This is a genomic window from Wolbachia endosymbiont (group A) of Oxytorus armatus (assembly GCF_964027005.1).
Lineage (GTDB): Bacteria > Pseudomonadota > Alphaproteobacteria > Rickettsiales > Anaplasmataceae > Wolbachia > Wolbachia pipientis.
This window is the reverse complement of sequence record NZ_OZ034719.1, coordinates 1,135,918-1,152,486: the sequence shown is the minus strand read 5'-3', so window position 1 is coordinate 1,152,486 and position 16,569 is coordinate 1,135,918. Positions and strand designations below refer to the sequence as shown.

Below are 16,569 nucleotides of genomic sequence, written 5' to 3'. Positions count from 1 at the left end.
GTTACCCTATCTTTGTATATGTAAAGGTAGGGTATCTTTTTAAAATAGTATATCCTTTATAGCTTTGTTAATTTTTGACTCCCTCTCTGCAAAAGCAGTTTCTAGAGAGGTTCTAAGTTTTTTCCATTCTTCTTGACCATTTATGTGGGTTAAAATTAAAGATTTATATTCATTTTCAATTTTTTCCAAGGATCTTTGACATGAGGAATCTAGTTCCTCATATATATCAATATTTATTGATTGCAGTATTACCAAAAATGCAAACAAATTCGGATCAGGTAGTTCTTCCTTTATATAATTAAGAAGACATAGTTTTATTTTTTTTGTGCAATATTCTATTGTTTCTAACGATAGCGATAGACTTTCTGCATAAAATATAAAACTATCTATAATTAAACTTTTTGATTTTTTCGGTAATTTAATATTTTCAAATAGTTCTTTTGTAAATTTTTCTATCGGTTGTTTTGGCAAATGTAAAGAGAGATCAGTAAAAGATTTTAGGTCAAAATTTGGTCCAAGTATTGTGCTGATTGCTCTTTGTACATTACTCTTATCTTTACTTACAGAAATAATGAAAACCAGCCCCTCCACATCAAGCATATACTTTATAGATTCCAAAAAATCGACAACGAATTTAGGACGGCACACATCAAGATTATCCACCATTATATAAATGTTTTTGTCTTTTCTGATTTTATTAACCACATCCGCTAACTGTGTTTTAAAATCTCTAGTACTCTCTTTTCTTCTTTGGAGAAGACTTAATTCACTCAAAACAAAACCTATGTCTTTTTTATCAGCCTCTTTTGCAGCATCAAGAAATACTGAAAGCATAGCAAGTGGAGATTTACTGATCAGCTTTCCTAGTGTGTTTAGAGAAAATAGCTCTTGGTTTATGTTCTTGAACTGTTGTATAACGCTTCTTTTTACTTCATACGATGCAAATAAATCTTCAAATAGAAAATTTAAAAAAGAAGGAAGCGGTTGATCCAGTGCATTGATATCCCATGCGCTATAATAAGCTGCAATTTCATTTTGCTGTTTTAACTCTTTCACCCATTCTTTCAAAAAAAACGTCTTGCCCCATCCATCATATCCTTCTAAAGATATTATTGTAAAAGACTGATCAATTGTTTTAATTATAGTGTTGAATTTACCTGAAAATTGCTTATAGTTTAGACGGTCATTTTCCCAAGCCACTACTTTAAGTGGTGGCACTATTTTTTTCTTTTTGAATGTTATTAGCGATATAAGTTTTTTTAAGCACATGTCTTATTTTATATTTAACTCATATTCTTGTCTTGAAGTAAGTGCTATCCTCAGCGTTCCTTCATCAAGATAGTCAATTTCTCCGCCCATTGGTATGCCGCAAGCAAGGCGTGATATTTTCACATCCAAATTTTTTAGCAATTCAATTATATATTGTGCAGTAACTTGGCCCTCTAATGTCGGATTAATTGCGATAATTATCTCTTCAATTTTAGACTCTGTCACTCTTTTCAGAATAGTGTCAAGGTTGAGTTCTTTTGGACCTATGCCATTTATTGCAGACAATCTGCCACCCAAAACATGGTATAAACCTGAATATATATTTCCTTTTTCAAACGCCCATAGATCACCTAATTCTTCTACTACACACAGTAACTTAGTGTCACGTTTTGGGTTAGTACAAATAGAACAAGGTGACTTAGTATCTAGATTTCCGCAAACTTCACACTCTATTATAAGATCTGCTAGCTCTTTAATCAAAGATGCAAGTGGTAGCATAACTTTTTCTTTGTTTTGGAGTAAATGTATAACTAACCTGCGTGATGATGATGGCCCTAAACTTGGCAATTTAGAGAAAGCATGAACTAGATTTTTTATGTTAACGTTCATTCAATAAATTCAGAATAGGCAGTCAAATGGTAACATCAAACCCTTTGTAAAGAAAGTGGTAAGTTTCTCTTGATCCCACTTTGATCAGCTATAGAAAAAATTTTTTACTTTAACGAAAAAAATTACTTCCGCACATTTAAAGCCTGATTATAATAGACTTCTTGCATAACCCAAACTAAGTAGAAAAAAGGTATCATCCAAGTAGCTGACACTGGTTCCTTTATGACGGCAGTACCTTCTCCTGTCATCCGAGTAGCCGACTACTTGGATCCAGGAAATTTAACTCTACCAAGTAAATGTACAATAAGAACTAGATTCCAGACTGGAATGACAGCAGTCCTACGTCATACCGCGATTCATTCTCGGTATCTCTAGATCCCGCTAACAAGTAGCGGGATGACGGTTGTCAGGCTAGCTGTCATCCCAGTGCCCAGACACTGGGATCCAGAAATTTTAATTGTAAGTAAGCATACTGGGTTGATAAGTATAAAAGTAGCTAGAAAATAAACATTTTTGATGAGATTATATGGAAAACTGGATGCCAGTGTCAAGCACTGGCATGACACCCTTCACGGACTTTTAAATTACTTTAGCTATAAATATTAAGAAATTTACCAAATGAAAAAAAAGGCAAAAGAAGCCCTGGGGTTATTATCCGCTTTAAAATATTGGCGTTTTTTATGTTTTAAACGCTTGACAAGCAAGATTAAGCTGCTTTTAATTGCAACTAACTTACGCTGCAAATGTTTAAGAAATTTACTAAGCAGAAAAAAAGACAAAGAATCCCCGAGTTAGCTAGTCTTTTACTATCTCTGTCGAGTATTGGCATTTTTTGATGTCTTGTAACGCTTTATAAGCGCGTTCAGCTTATTTAGATAAAAATCTAGATGTAGATGAAGTTTTGTAAAGACATACAGTATCTATATACTGCAAAAAATTGAACATAAGACGCCGATACATTAAGTAATCCTTACCTTTTAATCTGCAGATTGGCGAAAGCAAATACAATAGCTTCACTATCATGATAAGGGCGCTGGCGGAGGGTGTCAAGCAAGTTTTTTCGTTTCTATGTTGTCAGCTACTTGGATGACGCCAATCTGAGTTAACTACACCAACTCACATTCAGCAAAAAAGAAAGCTATCTCCTTACGAGCATTTTCTAGACTATCCGAGCCGTGGACTCTATTTTCACTAATATCATCAGCAAAATCACCCCTGATTGTGCCTTTATCTGCCTGCTTTGGATTGGTAGCTCCCATGATTTGTCTGTATTTACTTACTGCATTTTCACCAACTAAAACTTGAACTACCACAGAACCAGAGGTCATAAACTCTACTAATTCCCCAAAAAAAGGCCTATCTTTATGAATTTCATAAAACAGCTCTGCTTGTTTTTTTGTTAGTAACATCATTTTTTGTGCTGTGATTTTCAGCCCAGATTGTTCGATGTAGGAATTTATATTGCCTGTAATATTATTTTTTACTGCATCAGGTTTTAATATTGAAAGTGTCTTCTCAATTGCCATATTATTCCCTCATATTAAGTAAAATAGTATATTTATAGATTTATCTTATTATAAATTTTAATTTCATAAAAGTGATTTTTTATTTATAGTTAAGAATAAACCATCAAGGAGGTATTGTATGGGTGAATGTTGTAAAAATAACACTACTAAACAAGCTGAGCCTACCACTAAAAAACAAGCTAAATCTACTACTAAAAAATTAGTAAGTAACTTTAAGTCATCACTTTTTTGTGGAACAAAAGGATTTTTAACTTTTAATTTGGCCTTTTTAAGCTTTTTGGAATATAGCTTACATCATAATACAGAATTAAAAAAAGGTGCTGCTTTTGCAATGAAAAGAAACACTATTCCATTTCTTGAAATGACAATCATAGCACCGCTTGTTTGTTTTGCACTGCCAGCTATGCTAGGCAGTATGAGCCTCATGCAATGCGCACTTTTATGTGCTTCCTTAATGATTGCCACATGTTTTATTGTCAGAACTTTTCATCTGCGTGAGAAGTTAATGGAAAAAATCACTAACCATAGTAGAAAAGAAATAGACGCGGAATTTAAGAAAGATACTATAAAATTTCCTATCTTTGATCAAAATAGAAAACACACCGAGTATAATTCGCCTAACTCAGGGCGACTACTGGATGAAACAAGTAGCACCTCTCTTTTCGTTAAAGTTTTACTTTTTCCCCTCAAGGTTCTTCTGAATGTCCTGCAAAGTTGTATAATGCTATCTTTAGCTGCTGTTGAACTTCTTGAAACGGTACCAAGTCTTTTTGTCGATACATTTTTCGATTGGAACTTCACATCCACCAAGAGTAACCTGAAGAGATCAGGCCACTTATTGTATGCCAGTGTAAGAAATTTAGTGCCTATAACTAAATTTGATGAGTGTGTAGCTAATTTTATAGGCACCCCAGAAGTAACTTGTTGTAGTAGTGCGTAGGTGAAAAAGGCAGTTATCTTATTTAATCTTGGCGGGCCTGATTCACTAAATGCGGTCCGTCCTTTTTTATTCAACCTTTTTTATGACAGGAGAATAATCAATCTACCGAATCCCTTTCGGTTTCTTTTAGCAAAGTTTATATCTGCGAAACGAGAAAATACTGCACGAAAAATATACGAGGAAATTGGAGGTAAATCGCCAATTCTAGAGAATACAAAAATGCAAGCTAATGCTTTAGAACTAAAATTAAACGAAAATAGAAACCATGTACACAAGGTATTCATCTGCATGCGCTATTGGCGTCCATTTGCTGACGAAGTTATTGAAAGTGTAAAACAGTTTGATCCTGACGAAGTAATTCTGCTGCCACTGTATCCACAATATTCAACTACCACAACTCTGTCATCCATCGAGAATTGGCAAAAAAATGCTAAACGGTATGGCCTAAAATGCAATACAAAAATGATTCACCGTTATTATGATAACCAAGATTTTATTGAAGCTCACACTAATCTGATAGCTAAGTACTATAAATTGGCTAGAAAAATCGGTAAACCAAGAGTCCTATTTTCAGCCCATAGCTTACCTCTTAGTATCATTAAAAAGGGCGACCCTTACGCTTCACAGGTAGAAAGAAGCGTAGAGTTAATAGTAGAAAAGTTAGCTATCAATAACTTAGATTGGTCAATATGTTATCAGAGTAAGATTGGTCCTGTAAAATGGCTAGAGCCAAGCACTGAAAGTGAGCTATTACGCGCAAAAGCTGATGGTGTACCTGTAGTTCTATCACCTATATCTTTTGTTTCTGAGCATTCAGAAACTCTAGTTGAACTTGATATAGAATATAAAGCAATTATCAAGGATGGATATTACTTTCGTGTGCCAACTCTCAGTACCGATCCCTTGTTTATAAAATGCTTGGCCGATTTGTGCATAAATCTCCCTTAAAGTCCTGATTCATAGGGCTTTTCTTTTAGGATTTTATGTGATAGAATAACAGGAAGTTATTAACTATTTCATGCCAAACAAGCTAAAAAAGAAATCTAACATACTCGCACAAAGGGTGCATGATATTTATGATCATGATTTCAGGAAGGTAATCTGCATCACAACAGGTTTAACAGCCCTATTGTGTAAGATTTCACTGCAATTTTGCTGCGAGTTCATTGACAGTAATAGATCCAATATCTTTCTTATACGGAATGTTGCTCGACTAGTAAAGTTTCCGACATCTATTCTATACATTGCCCATTCTGCATTTACTCTACAGGATCTAATTAAGGATTACAGAAACCCTGAGAGTAAAAAAGAGCTGGCAAAAATTGTGGGTAAATCGGCTAATCTTGCAAGCAGCACCATAGAAGCGCTAATGATGTTGAAAATCATCCATTTTTGCACTGGAAGCAATACAGACATAATAAGTTATATTAACTTAACCTCAACGATCCTATTTTTGTTCATTTCAGAACCTATAAGCTATTATTATACATGCAAGGAATATCTGGATAATAAGGATCCTGAAAAGTCTGCTGAGTGTAAGAAGGACCTTATTATTAGCACATTAACTTTGTCGTTAGGTTTATTAAACTTCATATTAAGAAGGATAGAGACTCCAACTATACCAATAAACTTAGGTAATGGTATAATCTATAATTTCAACTTAAGCGTAACAGTCAGCATAATATATAGTGCAGTATTTCTTGCAGTTCAGCTTGACAAATTGTTTCAACAACCTGTCAATGATGATCCTTCCACTGAACTTGATGATGTTCATAATATAAACGGTCATTCTAATGACAGCACTGTAGAGGTATAAGAATTAGGGATGAAAAGATTTTATTTCTACTGCCAACGCTAGTACTGCTAATTTGCTAACAATACTCCAAAGTGATAGAATTTTACCTTCTACAACCTGGCTAACATCATGAAACTCACAGTCAGTGGCATTCAAGCTAGAATATACATCTTTTCTGCTATTACATCGGTATAAGTAACATGTTGGAGTATCTCCTATATAGTATATTAGCGGTTCTGCAGAACTGCTTTTAAACATGTCAATGGTTGGTACACCTTCTTGTATAATAACGCTATTGATTGCTATTCCTTCTTTTATCTTTTTCATTTTATGACGCTTTTTTTTATTGAGGTTTAATATTTCCTCTCCACTTGTTGCTGTTATAATGCCCATCCCATATGTGCCATTGCTTGCTTTGATAAAAACGTAAGGTTGTGTTTTTATTTCATATTCCTCATATTTTTTTTGCACTAGAGATAATATTTGGTCAACTTTAGTTGCTACTGCTCCTAGTGACAAATCATCATCAAAATCAACTCCATCACAGCTCTCTGTAAGAACAGAAATTAGCCATGGGTCTATTTTAAATTTGCCACAAAACTCAGATGCTAATTCTTGATAGATTTCAAAATACTTAAATTTCTGCCTGCTATGCCAACCGTATAGTGGGCTTGGTACTATATCTTGCTTTACGTCTTTCAGCGTGTCTGGAATGTGGCTCGTCATATCACGGTTCAGTATAATAACATCAGGCACAAATCCTGAAGTTGTCTTTAGCAGAGAGTTTTCTTTCACAACAGTTTCATACTGTTCTATTAAATTGTATACTTCATTATATAAAAGGCCAATTCTAGTCTCAAAACCTGCGAGTTGTAGTATTTTCTCTATAACAAATACGTTTTCTATATACATTTTATTGCGTGTATAATTTTCCGGTATTATAAGAACCTTTTTGTATTGATGTCTTTTAAAATAGCTTTTTATCAATCTTGCTGCCATCGTTCTTGATTCTTCACTTAAGTTATTGAACCCCGCAGGAAATAAATTAGCGTCTACTGGAACGATTTTATAGCCAGAGTTTCTAAGATCTATAGAGCTATAAAATGGCGATGTAAGGCCATTAAATTTTGCTTCGAACCAATTATTTATACTTTTTTCCAAATCTGGGTGAATTATGTTTTGCATCTGCACTTTAAATGTTATAAGGAAGGTATTATATTATAAGCTATAGTTGAACATATTTAGTAAATTTGACTAAAGATTAAAGTATAATGAGATTCTTATTTAAAGTGATAGAAAAATGATTCAACACAATAACAATAAAATGTATGGCACTACTATATTATCAATTAGAAAAGATAAAAGTGTAGTAGTAATAGGTGACGGACAAGTTTCACTGGGCCACACTGTTATAAAATCTGGAGCAAAAAAAGTTAGGCGTCTTTCTGGTGATTCCGTAATTGCTGGATTTGCCGGGGCAACAGCCGACGCATTTACTCTTTTTGAAAGATTAGAATCTAAACTTGACAAGCACCCAGGGCAATTAATGAGAGCATGTGTTGAACTTGCAAAAGACTGGAGAATGGATAAATATCTGAGGAAATTAGAAGCTATGATGATCGTTGCAGATAAATCTATTTCATTAGTAATTACGGGAACAGGTGATGTTCTTGAACCTGAAGATGGAGTCGCAGCTATTGGCTCTGGGGGAAATTTTGCTCTATCTGCAGCAAGAGCTTTAATTGACATTAAAGGAATATCAATAGAGGAAATTGCGAAAAAGGCTATGAAGATAGCTGGCGATATATGTGTTTATACAAATCATAATGTAGTTATTGAAAAGATAGAGGAGTGATATGTCTTCCAAGCAAAAAACTTTATGCACCAATTTTTCCAATCAGCCCATAACCCTTTCAGAAGGGCGGTCTTGTAGTAGTGACACCTACGATGAAAAAGATAACCTCTATAAAGATACTAAGAGTGGTTTTGATTCAAATGACAGCGATGTTCAAGTTAATGACAGCACTCAAGTTTTGTTAGATGACCTGCCACCACAGAAGATAGTTAAAGAATTGGACAGATTCATAATCGGACAGGATGATGCAAAGCGTGCTGTTGCTATTGCGCTCAGAAATCGTTGGCGTCGCAATCAGGTTCCATTTCCATTGCGTGATGAAATCATACCTAAGAATATATTGATGATCGGTCATACAGGGGTTGGTAAAACTGAAATAGCTCGTCGCTTAGCAAAACTTGCCGGTGCACCGTTCATAAAAATTGAGGCAACGAAGTTTACTGAAATAGGGTACGTTGGACGTGACGTTGATTCGATAATACGGGATTTAGTTGATGCAGCAATAGTTTTAGTTAAAGAGAAAGCCCGTAAAGCCTTAGCTAAAAAGGCTTTAATTTTAGCTGAGAAAACAATAGTAAACTCTATGGTAGGCGAAAATGCAACCGAAGAGAGTAAAAAAATTTTTAGAGAAAGGTTGAGGAATAAAGAGTTTGAGGACGGAGAAGTTTCTATTAACGTCAGAGAGAGCAAGAGTATGTTACCTACTTTCGATATACCAGGCATGCCAGGTGGGCAAGTTGGTGTGATGAATGTAACAGAAATAATGGGCAAGATGTTTAACGGGAGCAAAAAAACAAAAACTATTACAGTGAAGGTAAAAGAAGCGCGTGAAATATTAATTAATGAAGAAAGTGAAAGGCTAATGGATGAAGATAAGATAATCAAAGAAGCCTTTGATCTTGTTAGTAATGACGGTATAGTATTTTTGGATGAAATAGACAAAATTGCAGCGCGTACAGAAGTAAAAGGTGAAGTAAACAGAGAAGGAGTGCAACGCGATCTGTTACCATTACTTGAAGGAACAACTGTTACAACTAAGTATGGCCATGTAAAAACAGACTATATATTATTTATTGCATCTGGTGCTTTTCATCAGTCTAAACCATCTGACCTCTTACCGGAATTGCAGGGCAGATTACCGATCAGGGTAGAACTTAAGGCACTTACTCAAGAGGATTTAATAAGAATATTAAAGGAACCAGAATCTAGTTTGTTAAAGCAGTACATAGCTTTAATGAAAACAGAAAATGTGACACTTGAGTTCACTGATGATGGTATAAAAACCATAGCTGAAATAGCGTTTACAGTTAATAGGCAAGTGGAAAATATAGGCGCAAGAAGGCTTCACACTGTCATGGAGAAGCTTTTAGATGAAATAAGTTTCATTGCTTCTGAGAAAAATAGCGAAAAATTCATTATAGACAGCAAGTATGTAAAAGATAAACTTGAGTCAATTTCGAAGCAGCTTGATTTATCTAAGTTTATACTTTAGGAAAAACGAAAAGCCTACTTTAAGTAGTATAGAGAGTGTTCAGAAGATTAGCCAGTAGACCTAAAATTTCAGCTATATTCTTTAGGCTGTTTTTCAACAGTAGAATGGTGTGCTGCGACCTCTTGCTTAACATCTAAGCTTAAGTCAATTATTGAGATATTTTCTTCATCATAATCTATGTCTTTTATTAACATATCGTCAGTAATAGTCAAAAGGTCAGGCGGAGAAAGAATAGTTCTTTTATTACCAGCTCTCATTCCCACAACTCCAAGCTCTATAGCAAGTGGTATTTTTTTATCGCCAACCCTAAATTGCACTGTTTGATCTTTGACTATATATTCCCCATTATGCTCCTTTACGCTATATTTAACCGATATCTCATCACCGCACCTTACTTGTTTTCCAGTCTTGTTAATTAAGTCATTAAAAACCATCAGATTATTTACTGAGTCGGGATATTTATCCTTTACTTCGATCAGTTTGACGTAATAAGAATTAAAATTCATTTTGTTCTCATTGGCAATAGTAACTACACGCTCTCCGCCTTCTTTCATACCTATTACCCCTAAACTCACTTCTTTTAGGTCATCTTGACCTATTTTCAAAGTAACATCAGAAACTTTGCTAGGGAGTGTTGCTGAGTTATTATTAGAAATTTTATATATTTGCAATAGGACTTCCAGGCCACAAAAAGCCTTGCTGCCACTGCCTTCAGTAATTTCATAAAAATTTATTGAATCTTCTTCCTTTTGCTGCGTTATTTCTTCTAAATATTCTGTCAGCCCATGCTTTTCAATATAGCGGTCAAGTGCTGATTCAAGTATTGGCTTCACTAGGTAATGTGCTATCGTCTGTATCAAACCACCATGCGTGGCATTTATCTCATAAAGCTTGTCCTTTTTTTCCGGTTTACCTTTGTTTATATAGACAATAGTAAACACAAAAGCAGAAGTTAAAGTGAGAATCATTACTACGGAAATAAGCATTTGTAATATAATTTTTCTAACCATCTTTCTTTACTTGATTCAATAAATCATATAAATAATTAGTATCCCCTGAAAGCGCACTCAAATTATCCAAGCCTTGTTTAAAGAGGCCGTCTATATAGTCCTCTACTTCACTTTTACCAAGCACAGACATAAGATTATTTGTTTTATCTTGTTCGTAGTCTTCAATATCATCCTTAGCTTGAAAGATAAGCCCTAGATTTATTCCATAGTTATATAACGCTTTACGTTGCTTGTCTGTAGCACCCCCTATTATAGCACCTATTTCACATGAAGCTGCAAATAGTTTTGCGGTTTTCATCAAATGAATTTCTTTTATTTTATCAGCTTGGCCCGACGTCATTCCAGCGTCATACATACAGCCGTACGAATGTTGTAGTTTTAAGGTAGAAAGGGTGTCATGCAAGTAGCTGACACTGGAATCCATTTCATGTTCAGCTCCACTATCGCATGGCTTTTTGCACGAAATGCTTGTAGGCAAAGCCTTCTGGATCCCAGTGTCCGCTACTTGAATGACAGAGGGTTGGGGGCTAAAATCTATATGCTCACTGTTAATATCTAAAGCCTGTCCTCCCACCATTCCCCTAATTCCTATTGCCTGAGAAAGAACTTTTATGATTTCACAGCGTTTCTCATTTAACGAAGATAATACCTCAAAAGCCAGAGTAAGTAGTGCATCTCCGGCAAGCACTGCTGTTGCTTCATCAAATTTTTTATGGCAGCTTAGCTGGCTTCTGCGAGTATCACTGTTGTCCATGCACGGTAAATCATCGTGAATTAGAGAGTAAGCATGAACAAATTCAATTGCTGCAGCAACTGATATTACTTTTTTAGCTTCCGCGTTAAACACTCGCGATGAAGCTACGACTAAAAAGGAGCGTATATGTTTTGCAGGAGCAAGGAGTATATAACGCATAGCTGATATAAGCTTATTCTCGCTATTTTCGGGTAAGAGTTTATTTACTTCTACAATAAGCAAATTTTTTGTTGTTTCGTCTAGCATTTTTGAATTGTTAATTGTTTAGCACGTAACGCTAGCCAGCTAGGGCAGTAGAAAACTTTACTGTAGTTTACCAGTTATAAAAGATATTGCAAACATAAAAATTTTTTATAACATCAAAGAATAGGTTATTTTTTTGGTAAGAAATGTGAATAGCGAACTAGCAAAGAGCACTAGAGAAGACATAGAAGAAAAAGTGAAAAAGATTATACTAGAGCATATTAGTAAGGATGTAGAGAAATTCAACAGCTCTTCAAAGCTTTCGGAGCATGGTACAGACAGCTTAGATGCAGTTGAAATCATCATGGCAGCAGAAGAAGAGTTTGGAATAGAAATTCCAGATGAAGACGCACAAAAAATGGAAACTATGGAGCAAATAGTTGAGTACATTAATAATAAAAAAGGCTAATAGTTAGTGTTAAATGAGCAGAAGAGTAGTAGTCACTGGTGTTGGTTTAATCACTCCACTAGCGGCAGATGTTGACAATACTTGGTCAAGGCTAATAAAAAGTGAGTCTGGCATAAAAGCAATCAATACGGATAGATTTGACTCTTCTGATCTTGCTTGCAAAATTGCAGGGCAGGTGCCGTTGCAATCAGACAACATTGAGCACCATTTCAATCCACTAGATTATATTTCTGAGAAAGACTCAAAAAGGACAGATCGTTTTATCCATTACGGTATTGCAGCAGCTATTCAGGCAGTAGATGATTCATTAATTTTGGAAAGCCAAAATATCAATCGGGAACGTGTTGGTGTGACTATTGGCTCTGGTATAGGTGGTCTTCCGTCAATTCAGGAAAATGTTATTACCATGCAGGAAAAAGGGCCCAGACGTGTCAGTCCATTTTTTGTCCCTGCAAGTCTAATAAATTTGATATCTGGCCATATTTCTATTAAATACGAATTTACAGGTCCAAACGATTCAGCAGTAACCGCATGTGCAACAGGTGCGCATGCAATCATAAACTCAGCAAGAACTATAAAACTTGGTGAAGCGGATGTTATGATTGCAGGTGGAGCAGAAAGTGCACTGTGTAGAGTTGGAATTGCAGGTTTTGCATCTATGAAGGCGTTATCAACTAAATTTAACGATAAACCGGAAGAAGCTTCAAGGCCATGGGATGAAGAACGCGATGGTTTTGTTATGGGTGAAGGAGCAGGTATATTGGTGCTGGAGGAATACGAACATGCGAAAAAAAGGGAGGCAAAAATACATGCTGAACTGGTTGGGTACGGACTCACAGGAGATGCGCACCACATTACAGCACCACATCCAGAAGGAAGAGGCGCATTTAAGGCAATGCAGCTTGCTTTAAAGAACGCACAAATTAATCCCAATCAAGTAGGGTATATCAATGCACATGGAACTTCAACGCCACTTGGAGATAAAATTGAAGTAATAGCAATGAAACAGTTATTCGGTGACTACGTTTATAAAATACCTGTTTCTTCAACTAAATCTTCTATAGGACATTTACTTGGTGCTGCAGGGAGCGTTGAAGCAATATTCAGTATTCTTGCGTTAAATAATGGAATTATTCCGCCAACCTTAAATTTACACAAGCCTTCAGAAGGATGTGATTTAAATTTTGTACCGTTTAAAGCTCAGGAGCATAAAATTCAATATGCACTTTCTAATTCGTTTGGTTTTGGTGGCACTAATGCATCGCTCATATTTGGAAAAGTTTAGTTGATGTCACCCCAGTGTCTTCCTCTTGTCATTCCAGTACCCTCCTCTTGTCATCCCAGCACGTGACACTGGGATGACAAACGGTTGTGAAAGGGAATACATATAAAAATTAAACTATCAATAGCAATTCAAAAAGAAAAAATATTCTATTCATCCCTGAAGAAGTATTTTATTGACAATTTATGAATAAAGATCAATAATGCAGAAAAGGAATTGATGGGCGTATGCATGAATTTAACCACTATTAATTGTACATTATTTGTTGTAATTACATATTTTTTGACGTGCATTATAGCTTGGTGCTTACCTTTCAAAGACATAACATTATTAACAACATTTGTTCCGGCTTCAGTTGCAATTTTGCTAACCATTTATAATAAACAGAAGGTAAGGGATCTTTTTAAACTTAGTTCGCCAAAAAACTGTCTATTAGGGTTTATACTTATTCTGGTAAGTATGCTAATTTCCAATGGTCTTTTGTCAATTTACTGCGGTTTTTCATTTTTCCGAGAGTCTTTTACGTTAGACCGTGTAAAGGATTTGAGTGCAGTTTTGAGTCCATTAGTGATGTTATTTGTTTTATTATCAACCTTTGTGATGTGGATCATTATGTCTCTTGGTGAAGAGATCGGTTGGCGTGGCTATCTTTTGAAAAATCTTAAAAGCAAAATATCAAATTTTTATATCAGAGCAATTATTGTCGGTATTATTTGGTCAGTATGGCACATACCAACTTATGTGGTTGCTGGCTCAGCTTTGTGGAAGGATGGCTTTACATTCCCGACTATTTGTGCTTATACCCTTTATATTTGTGCAATGTCTATAATGTTTACCTGGTTGTTTGAAAAAGACAACTCGATTTGGCCAGTAACTATTGCTCATGCAACAAATAATCTTGTGTATAGTGTTTTGAGCATTCTAATGCCGTCTCCTCCTCTGTCAACTTTCGATGCAGTAATTCGCCTTACATTAGGAGCAGCTGGTTATTTCATTGTTGCAATTGGTGTTATTTGGTTTGATAAAGCTCGAGAGCGTCATTTGAGTAATTCATAGTATAAAATTTCGGGGGCAATTCGCATCAGGTGTCATGCAGGTAGCATTACACTGGGATGATGAGGAAGAAAAAGCAAATTTTGCCTTTTACGGTCAATCTATTATACTTAGTAAGACTTCAATAAACTAATGAATTATACTTTATATCTAATTAAATGCACAAGATATTAATAAGAAATAACTACAAACCTTTGGTCGGAAAAATCAAGATTAATGGCTCAAAAAATGCTGTTTTACCAATAATGGCAGCAAGTCTATTAAGTAGCTCCCCGGTAATTTTGCATAATGTACCTGATTTAATTGATGTGCATCTAATGTCTAAGTTGCTTGAAAGTCTTGGAGCAGAAGTGAACTTTATGCACAATAAAAATTATAAAGCGAACCATACTTTGAAAATTGACTGCAGCAATATCAACAATCACGTGATGCCATATAAAACCGCAAGTAAGCTAAGAACTTCTTTTCTAATATTGGGTCCAATGCTTAGCAGATTTTGCAAAGCGAGAACAGCATTTCCTGGTGGATGCAACATTGGAAAGCGTCCCGTTGATATGCATATTAAAGCATTAGAAGAAATGGGAGCTAAAATTGAAATTGACGGCTATAATATAATTGCAACAGTGAAAGGAAAGCTACAAGGAAAAGAAATCACATTTGAGAAAATAAGTGTTGGCGCAACAGAAAATGTAATAATGGCAGCAACATTTGCAGAAGGAGTGACAACAATAAACAATGCTGCAACTGAGCCGGAAGTTCTTGATTTAATAGATTTTCTGAAGAAAATGGGTGCTGATATTGAAATTGATAATACAAAGGTCATAATAACAGGAGTTGAAGCACTAAATGGATGTGTTCATAAAATAATACCAGATCGCATAGAAGCAGGCACCTATGCACTAGCTGCTATAATAACCGGTGGTAAGTTGGAGTTGGAAGGAATAAATCTATCTGATATAAGGTGTATTACAAATGAGTTGGAGACTATAGGAGCTATGGTTGAACTGTATGATGGAGGCATTGTTATTTCCAGAAAAAATGGCTCTATTAAGTCTGCTAACGTTGCGACAGATCCATATCCCAATTTTCCCAGTGATATGCAACCACAACTGATGTCTGCAATGTGCATTGCTGATGGGATATCAGTAATTGAAGAGAACATTTTTGAAAACAGATTTACACATGCAGATGAATTGAGAAAGTTAGGTGCTAATATCAGCATCGAGAAAAGCAAAGCTACTATAAGTGGAATAAAAAGCTTATCTGGAGCTAATCTATATGCTACTGACTTAAGATCAACAGCAGCTTTGGTGCTTGCTTCTTTGGTAGCCGGTGGAGAAACTATAATAAACAATTCACATCATTTATGGAGAGGATATGAAGCAATGCATGAAAAACTCAATTCATGTGGAGCTGATATCTCCATTTCGTCTTGAGGATATTTTATGAATGAAGCAACCAAACGAACTATAGTAAAAGAAATAGATGCAATCTTATATGAAGAACATAAGGTATTAGACCATGGATTTATTCGAGTAGTGGATTATATGGGCTCTGATAGCGCTATAGTTCAAGCTGCTCGTGTTTCTTATGGCAAGGGAACAAAACAGATAAGTCAGGATGAAGCACTTATAAAGTATTTAATGAGACATCATCATACAACTCCATTTGAAATGTGTGAAATTAAGTTTCACGTGAAACTTCCAATTTTTGTTGCAAGGCAATGGATAAGGCATAGAACTGCAAATGTGAATGAATATTCAGCAAGGTATTCAATACTTGATAATGAATTTTATACACCTAAACCAGAACAAGTTGCAAAACAATCTGACAATAATAAACAAGGTAGCGGGGAAGCTTTTGATCCAGATACCTCAAAGGAAATAATAGATTCTCTAACAAATGACTCTAATTTAGTATATTCTCATTATGAAAAATTTATTGAGCAGGGGCTTGCAAGAGAAATTGCCAGAACTAACCTAATGCTTAATTACTACACGCAATTTTATTGGAAAATAGATCTGCATAATCTCCTTCATTTTTTGAAGCTTAGAGCTGATAAGCATGCCCAATATGAAATCAGAGTTTATGCAGAAGTTATGCTGGATATAATAAAAAAATGGGTTCCACTGGCCTACAATGCCTTTGTTGAATATTGCCTAGAATCAGCCTGTATTTCAAGAACTGGTCTAGAAATAATTCGCAAATTAATTAAAGGGGAAAACGTTACTAGAGAAGAAAGTAATATTGGTAAAAGAGAATGGGGCGAGCTGATGTCTATACTTGATAAACAATCTTAAAGATAAAGGCATACGTGTCAATCTCCTCTGTC

At 35.3% G+C, this 16,569-nt stretch carries 17 protein-coding genes; 11 read left to right on the top strand and 6 right to left on the bottom strand.

Annotation, left to right across the window (positions count from 1 at the left end):
* Positions 1-39: 39 nt before the first annotated feature.
* Both AAGD79_RS05700 and recR read right to left on the bottom strand, forming a co-directional pair.
* Entirely contained in the window at positions 40-1,269 is a 1,230-nt protein-coding gene (locus AAGD79_RS05700; protein ID WP_341811275.1) for a P-loop NTPase fold protein, read from the bottom strand.
* 3 nt (positions 1,270-1,272) lie between these two features.
* On the bottom strand, positions 1,273-1,878 hold the full coding sequence (recR, locus tag AAGD79_RS05695) for a recombination mediator RecR (protein ID WP_010963080.1): 606 nt from the start codon (positions 1,876-1,878) through the stop codon (positions 1,273-1,275).
* 396 nt (positions 1,879-2,274) lie between these two features.
* Between recR and AAGD79_RS05690 the strand changes: the two genes are divergently transcribed.
* Positions 2,275-2,385, top strand: coding sequence for a WPE palindromic element domain-containing protein (locus tag AAGD79_RS05690; protein WP_080717651.1), 111 nt, complete (start codon positions 2,275-2,277; stop codon positions 2,383-2,385).
* A 599-nt stretch (positions 2,386-2,984) separates the two neighbouring features.
* On the opposite strand, the gene ndk is transcribed toward AAGD79_RS05690, so the two are convergent.
* Entirely contained in the window at positions 2,985-3,404 is a 420-nt protein-coding gene (gene ndk / locus AAGD79_RS05685) for a nucleoside-diphosphate kinase (protein WP_182309846.1), read from the bottom strand.
* Positions 3,405-3,522: 118 nt separating this feature from the next.
* Between ndk and AAGD79_RS05680 the strand changes: the two genes are divergently transcribed.
* The 3 genes from AAGD79_RS05680 (at position 3,523) to AAGD79_RS05670 (ending at position 6,160) form a co-directional block, all read left to right on the top strand.
* Positions 3,523-4,344 carry a hypothetical protein gene (locus tag AAGD79_RS05680; RefSeq protein WP_155969217.1) on the top strand — a complete coding sequence of 274 codons (822 nt, stop codon included), beginning with the start codon at positions 3,523-3,525 and terminating at the stop codon, positions 4,342-4,344.
* Positions 4,345-5,292, top strand: coding sequence for a ferrochelatase (hemH, locus tag AAGD79_RS05675; protein WP_007548918.1), 948 nt, complete (start codon positions 4,345-4,347; stop codon positions 5,290-5,292). It abuts the gene before it with no gap.
* 70 nt (positions 5,293-5,362) lie between these two features.
* Positions 5,363-6,160 carry a hypothetical protein gene (locus AAGD79_RS05670; RefSeq protein ID WP_341811274.1) on the top strand — a complete coding sequence of 266 codons (798 nt, stop codon included), beginning with the start codon at positions 5,363-5,365 and terminating at the stop codon, positions 6,158-6,160.
* Positions 6,161-6,163: 3 nt separating this feature from the next.
* On the opposite strand, the gene gshA is transcribed toward AAGD79_RS05670, so the two are convergent.
* On the bottom strand, positions 6,164-7,324 hold the full coding sequence (gene gshA, locus AAGD79_RS05665) for a glutamate--cysteine ligase (RefSeq protein WP_151807649.1): 1,161 nt from the start codon (positions 7,322-7,324) through the stop codon (positions 6,164-6,166).
* 115 nt (positions 7,325-7,439) lie between these two features.
* Here gshA and hslV point away from each other — a divergent pair, with 115 nt between their 5' ends.
* Together hslV and hslU are read left to right on the top strand one after the other, a co-directional pair.
* Entirely contained in the window at positions 7,440-7,994 is a 555-nt protein-coding gene (gene hslV, locus AAGD79_RS05660; RefSeq protein ID WP_341811273.1) for an ATP-dependent protease subunit HslV, read from the top strand.
* 1 nt (position 7,995) lies between these two features.
* Positions 7,996-9,486, top strand: a complete 1,491-nt coding sequence (gene hslU / locus AAGD79_RS05655) for an ATP-dependent protease ATPase subunit HslU (protein ID WP_341811271.1) — start codon at positions 7,996-7,998, stop codon at positions 9,484-9,486.
* A 68-nt stretch (positions 9,487-9,554) separates the two neighbouring features.
* Here hslU and AAGD79_RS05650 read toward each other — a convergent pair whose 3' ends face one another.
* Both AAGD79_RS05650 and AAGD79_RS05645 read right to left on the bottom strand, forming a co-directional pair.
* Positions 9,555-10,496, bottom strand: a complete 942-nt coding sequence (locus tag AAGD79_RS05650; protein ID WP_010963087.1) for an FKBP-type peptidyl-prolyl cis-trans isomerase — start codon at positions 10,494-10,496, stop codon at positions 9,555-9,557.
* Positions 10,489-11,496, bottom strand: coding sequence for a polyprenyl synthetase family protein (locus AAGD79_RS05645; protein WP_010082029.1), 1,008 nt, complete (start codon positions 11,494-11,496; stop codon positions 10,489-10,491). The genes AAGD79_RS05650 and AAGD79_RS05645 overlap by 8 nt, the downstream gene beginning before the upstream one ends.
* 145 nt (positions 11,497-11,641) lie before the next feature.
* Between AAGD79_RS05645 and acpP the strand changes: the two genes are divergently transcribed.
* The 5 genes from acpP to thyX all read left to right on the top strand — a co-directional run bounded on the left by acpP (position 11,642) and on the right by thyX (position 16,537).
* The gene (gene acpP, locus AAGD79_RS05640) at positions 11,642-11,902 is read left to right on the top strand and encodes an acyl carrier protein (protein ID WP_006279836.1); all 261 of its coding nucleotides are present in this window, start codon (positions 11,642-11,644) and stop codon (positions 11,900-11,902) included.
* 13 nt (positions 11,903-11,915) lie between these two features.
* Entirely contained in the window at positions 11,916-13,187 is a 1,272-nt protein-coding gene (fabF, locus tag AAGD79_RS05635) for a beta-ketoacyl-ACP synthase II (protein ID WP_341811270.1), read from the top strand.
* 540 nt (positions 13,188-13,727) lie between these two features.
* Positions 13,728-14,240: a CPBP family intramembrane glutamic endopeptidase gene (locus AAGD79_RS05630; RefSeq protein WP_238513984.1), complete on the top strand. Its 513-nt coding sequence runs from the start codon at positions 13,728-13,730 to the stop codon at positions 14,238-14,240.
* Between the two features lie 155 nt (positions 14,241-14,395).
* A complete protein-coding gene (gene murA / locus AAGD79_RS05625; protein ID WP_341811269.1) occupies positions 14,396-15,673 on the top strand; it encodes a UDP-N-acetylglucosamine 1-carboxyvinyltransferase in 1,278 nt (425 codons plus the stop codon).
* Positions 15,674-15,682: 9 nt separating this feature from the next.
* Positions 15,683-16,537, top strand: a complete 855-nt coding sequence (gene thyX / locus AAGD79_RS05620; RefSeq protein WP_015589436.1) for an FAD-dependent thymidylate synthase — start codon at positions 15,683-15,685, stop codon at positions 16,535-16,537.
* Positions 16,538-16,569 lie beyond the last annotated feature (32 nt).

Excerpts from the sequence above, each read along its gene's own strand:
- recR (WP_010963080.1), bottom strand. The coding sequence starts at position 1,878 with ATGAACGTTAACATAAAAAATCTAGTTCATGCTTTCTCTAAATTGCCA.
- thyX (WP_015589436.1), top strand. The coding sequence starts at position 15,683 with ATGAATGAAGCAACCAAACGAACTATAGTAAAAGAAATAGATGCAATC.
- hslU (WP_341811271.1), top strand. The coding sequence starts at position 7,996 with ATGTCTTCCAAGCAAAAAACTTTATGCACCAATTTTTCCAATCAGCCC.
- hslV (WP_341811273.1), top strand. The coding sequence starts at position 7,440 with ATGATTCAACACAATAACAATAAAATGTATGGCACTACTATATTATCA.
- fabF (WP_341811270.1), top strand. The coding sequence starts at position 11,916 with ATGAGCAGAAGAGTAGTAGTCACTGGTGTTGGTTTAATCACTCCACTA.
- AAGD79_RS05650 (WP_010963087.1), bottom strand. The coding sequence starts at position 10,496 with ATGGTTAGAAAAATTATATTACAAATGCTTATTTCCGTAGTAATGATT.
- AAGD79_RS05670 (WP_341811274.1), top strand. The coding sequence starts at position 5,363 with ATGCCAAACAAGCTAAAAAAGAAATCTAACATACTCGCACAAAGGGTG.
- AAGD79_RS05700 (WP_341811275.1), bottom strand. The coding sequence starts at position 1,269 with ATGTGCTTAAAAAAACTTATATCGCTAATAACATTCAAAAAGAAAAAA.
- AAGD79_RS05680 (WP_155969217.1), top strand. The coding sequence starts at position 3,523 with ATGGGTGAATGTTGTAAAAATAACACTACTAAACAAGCTGAGCCTACC.
- AAGD79_RS05690 (WP_080717651.1), top strand. The coding sequence starts at position 2,275 with ATGACGGTTGTCAGGCTAGCTGTCATCCCAGTGCCCAGACACTGGGAT.
- ndk (WP_182309846.1), bottom strand. The coding sequence starts at position 3,404 with ATGGCAATTGAGAAGACACTTTCAATATTAAAACCTGATGCAGTAAAA.
- murA (WP_341811269.1), top strand. The coding sequence starts at position 14,396 with ATGCACAAGATATTAATAAGAAATAACTACAAACCTTTGGTCGGAAAA.
- gshA (WP_151807649.1), bottom strand. The coding sequence starts at position 7,324 with ATGCAAAACATAATTCACCCAGATTTGGAAAAAAGTATAAATAATTGG.
- AAGD79_RS05645 (WP_010082029.1), bottom strand. The coding sequence starts at position 11,496 with ATGCTAGACGAAACAACAAAAAATTTGCTTATTGTAGAAGTAAATAAA.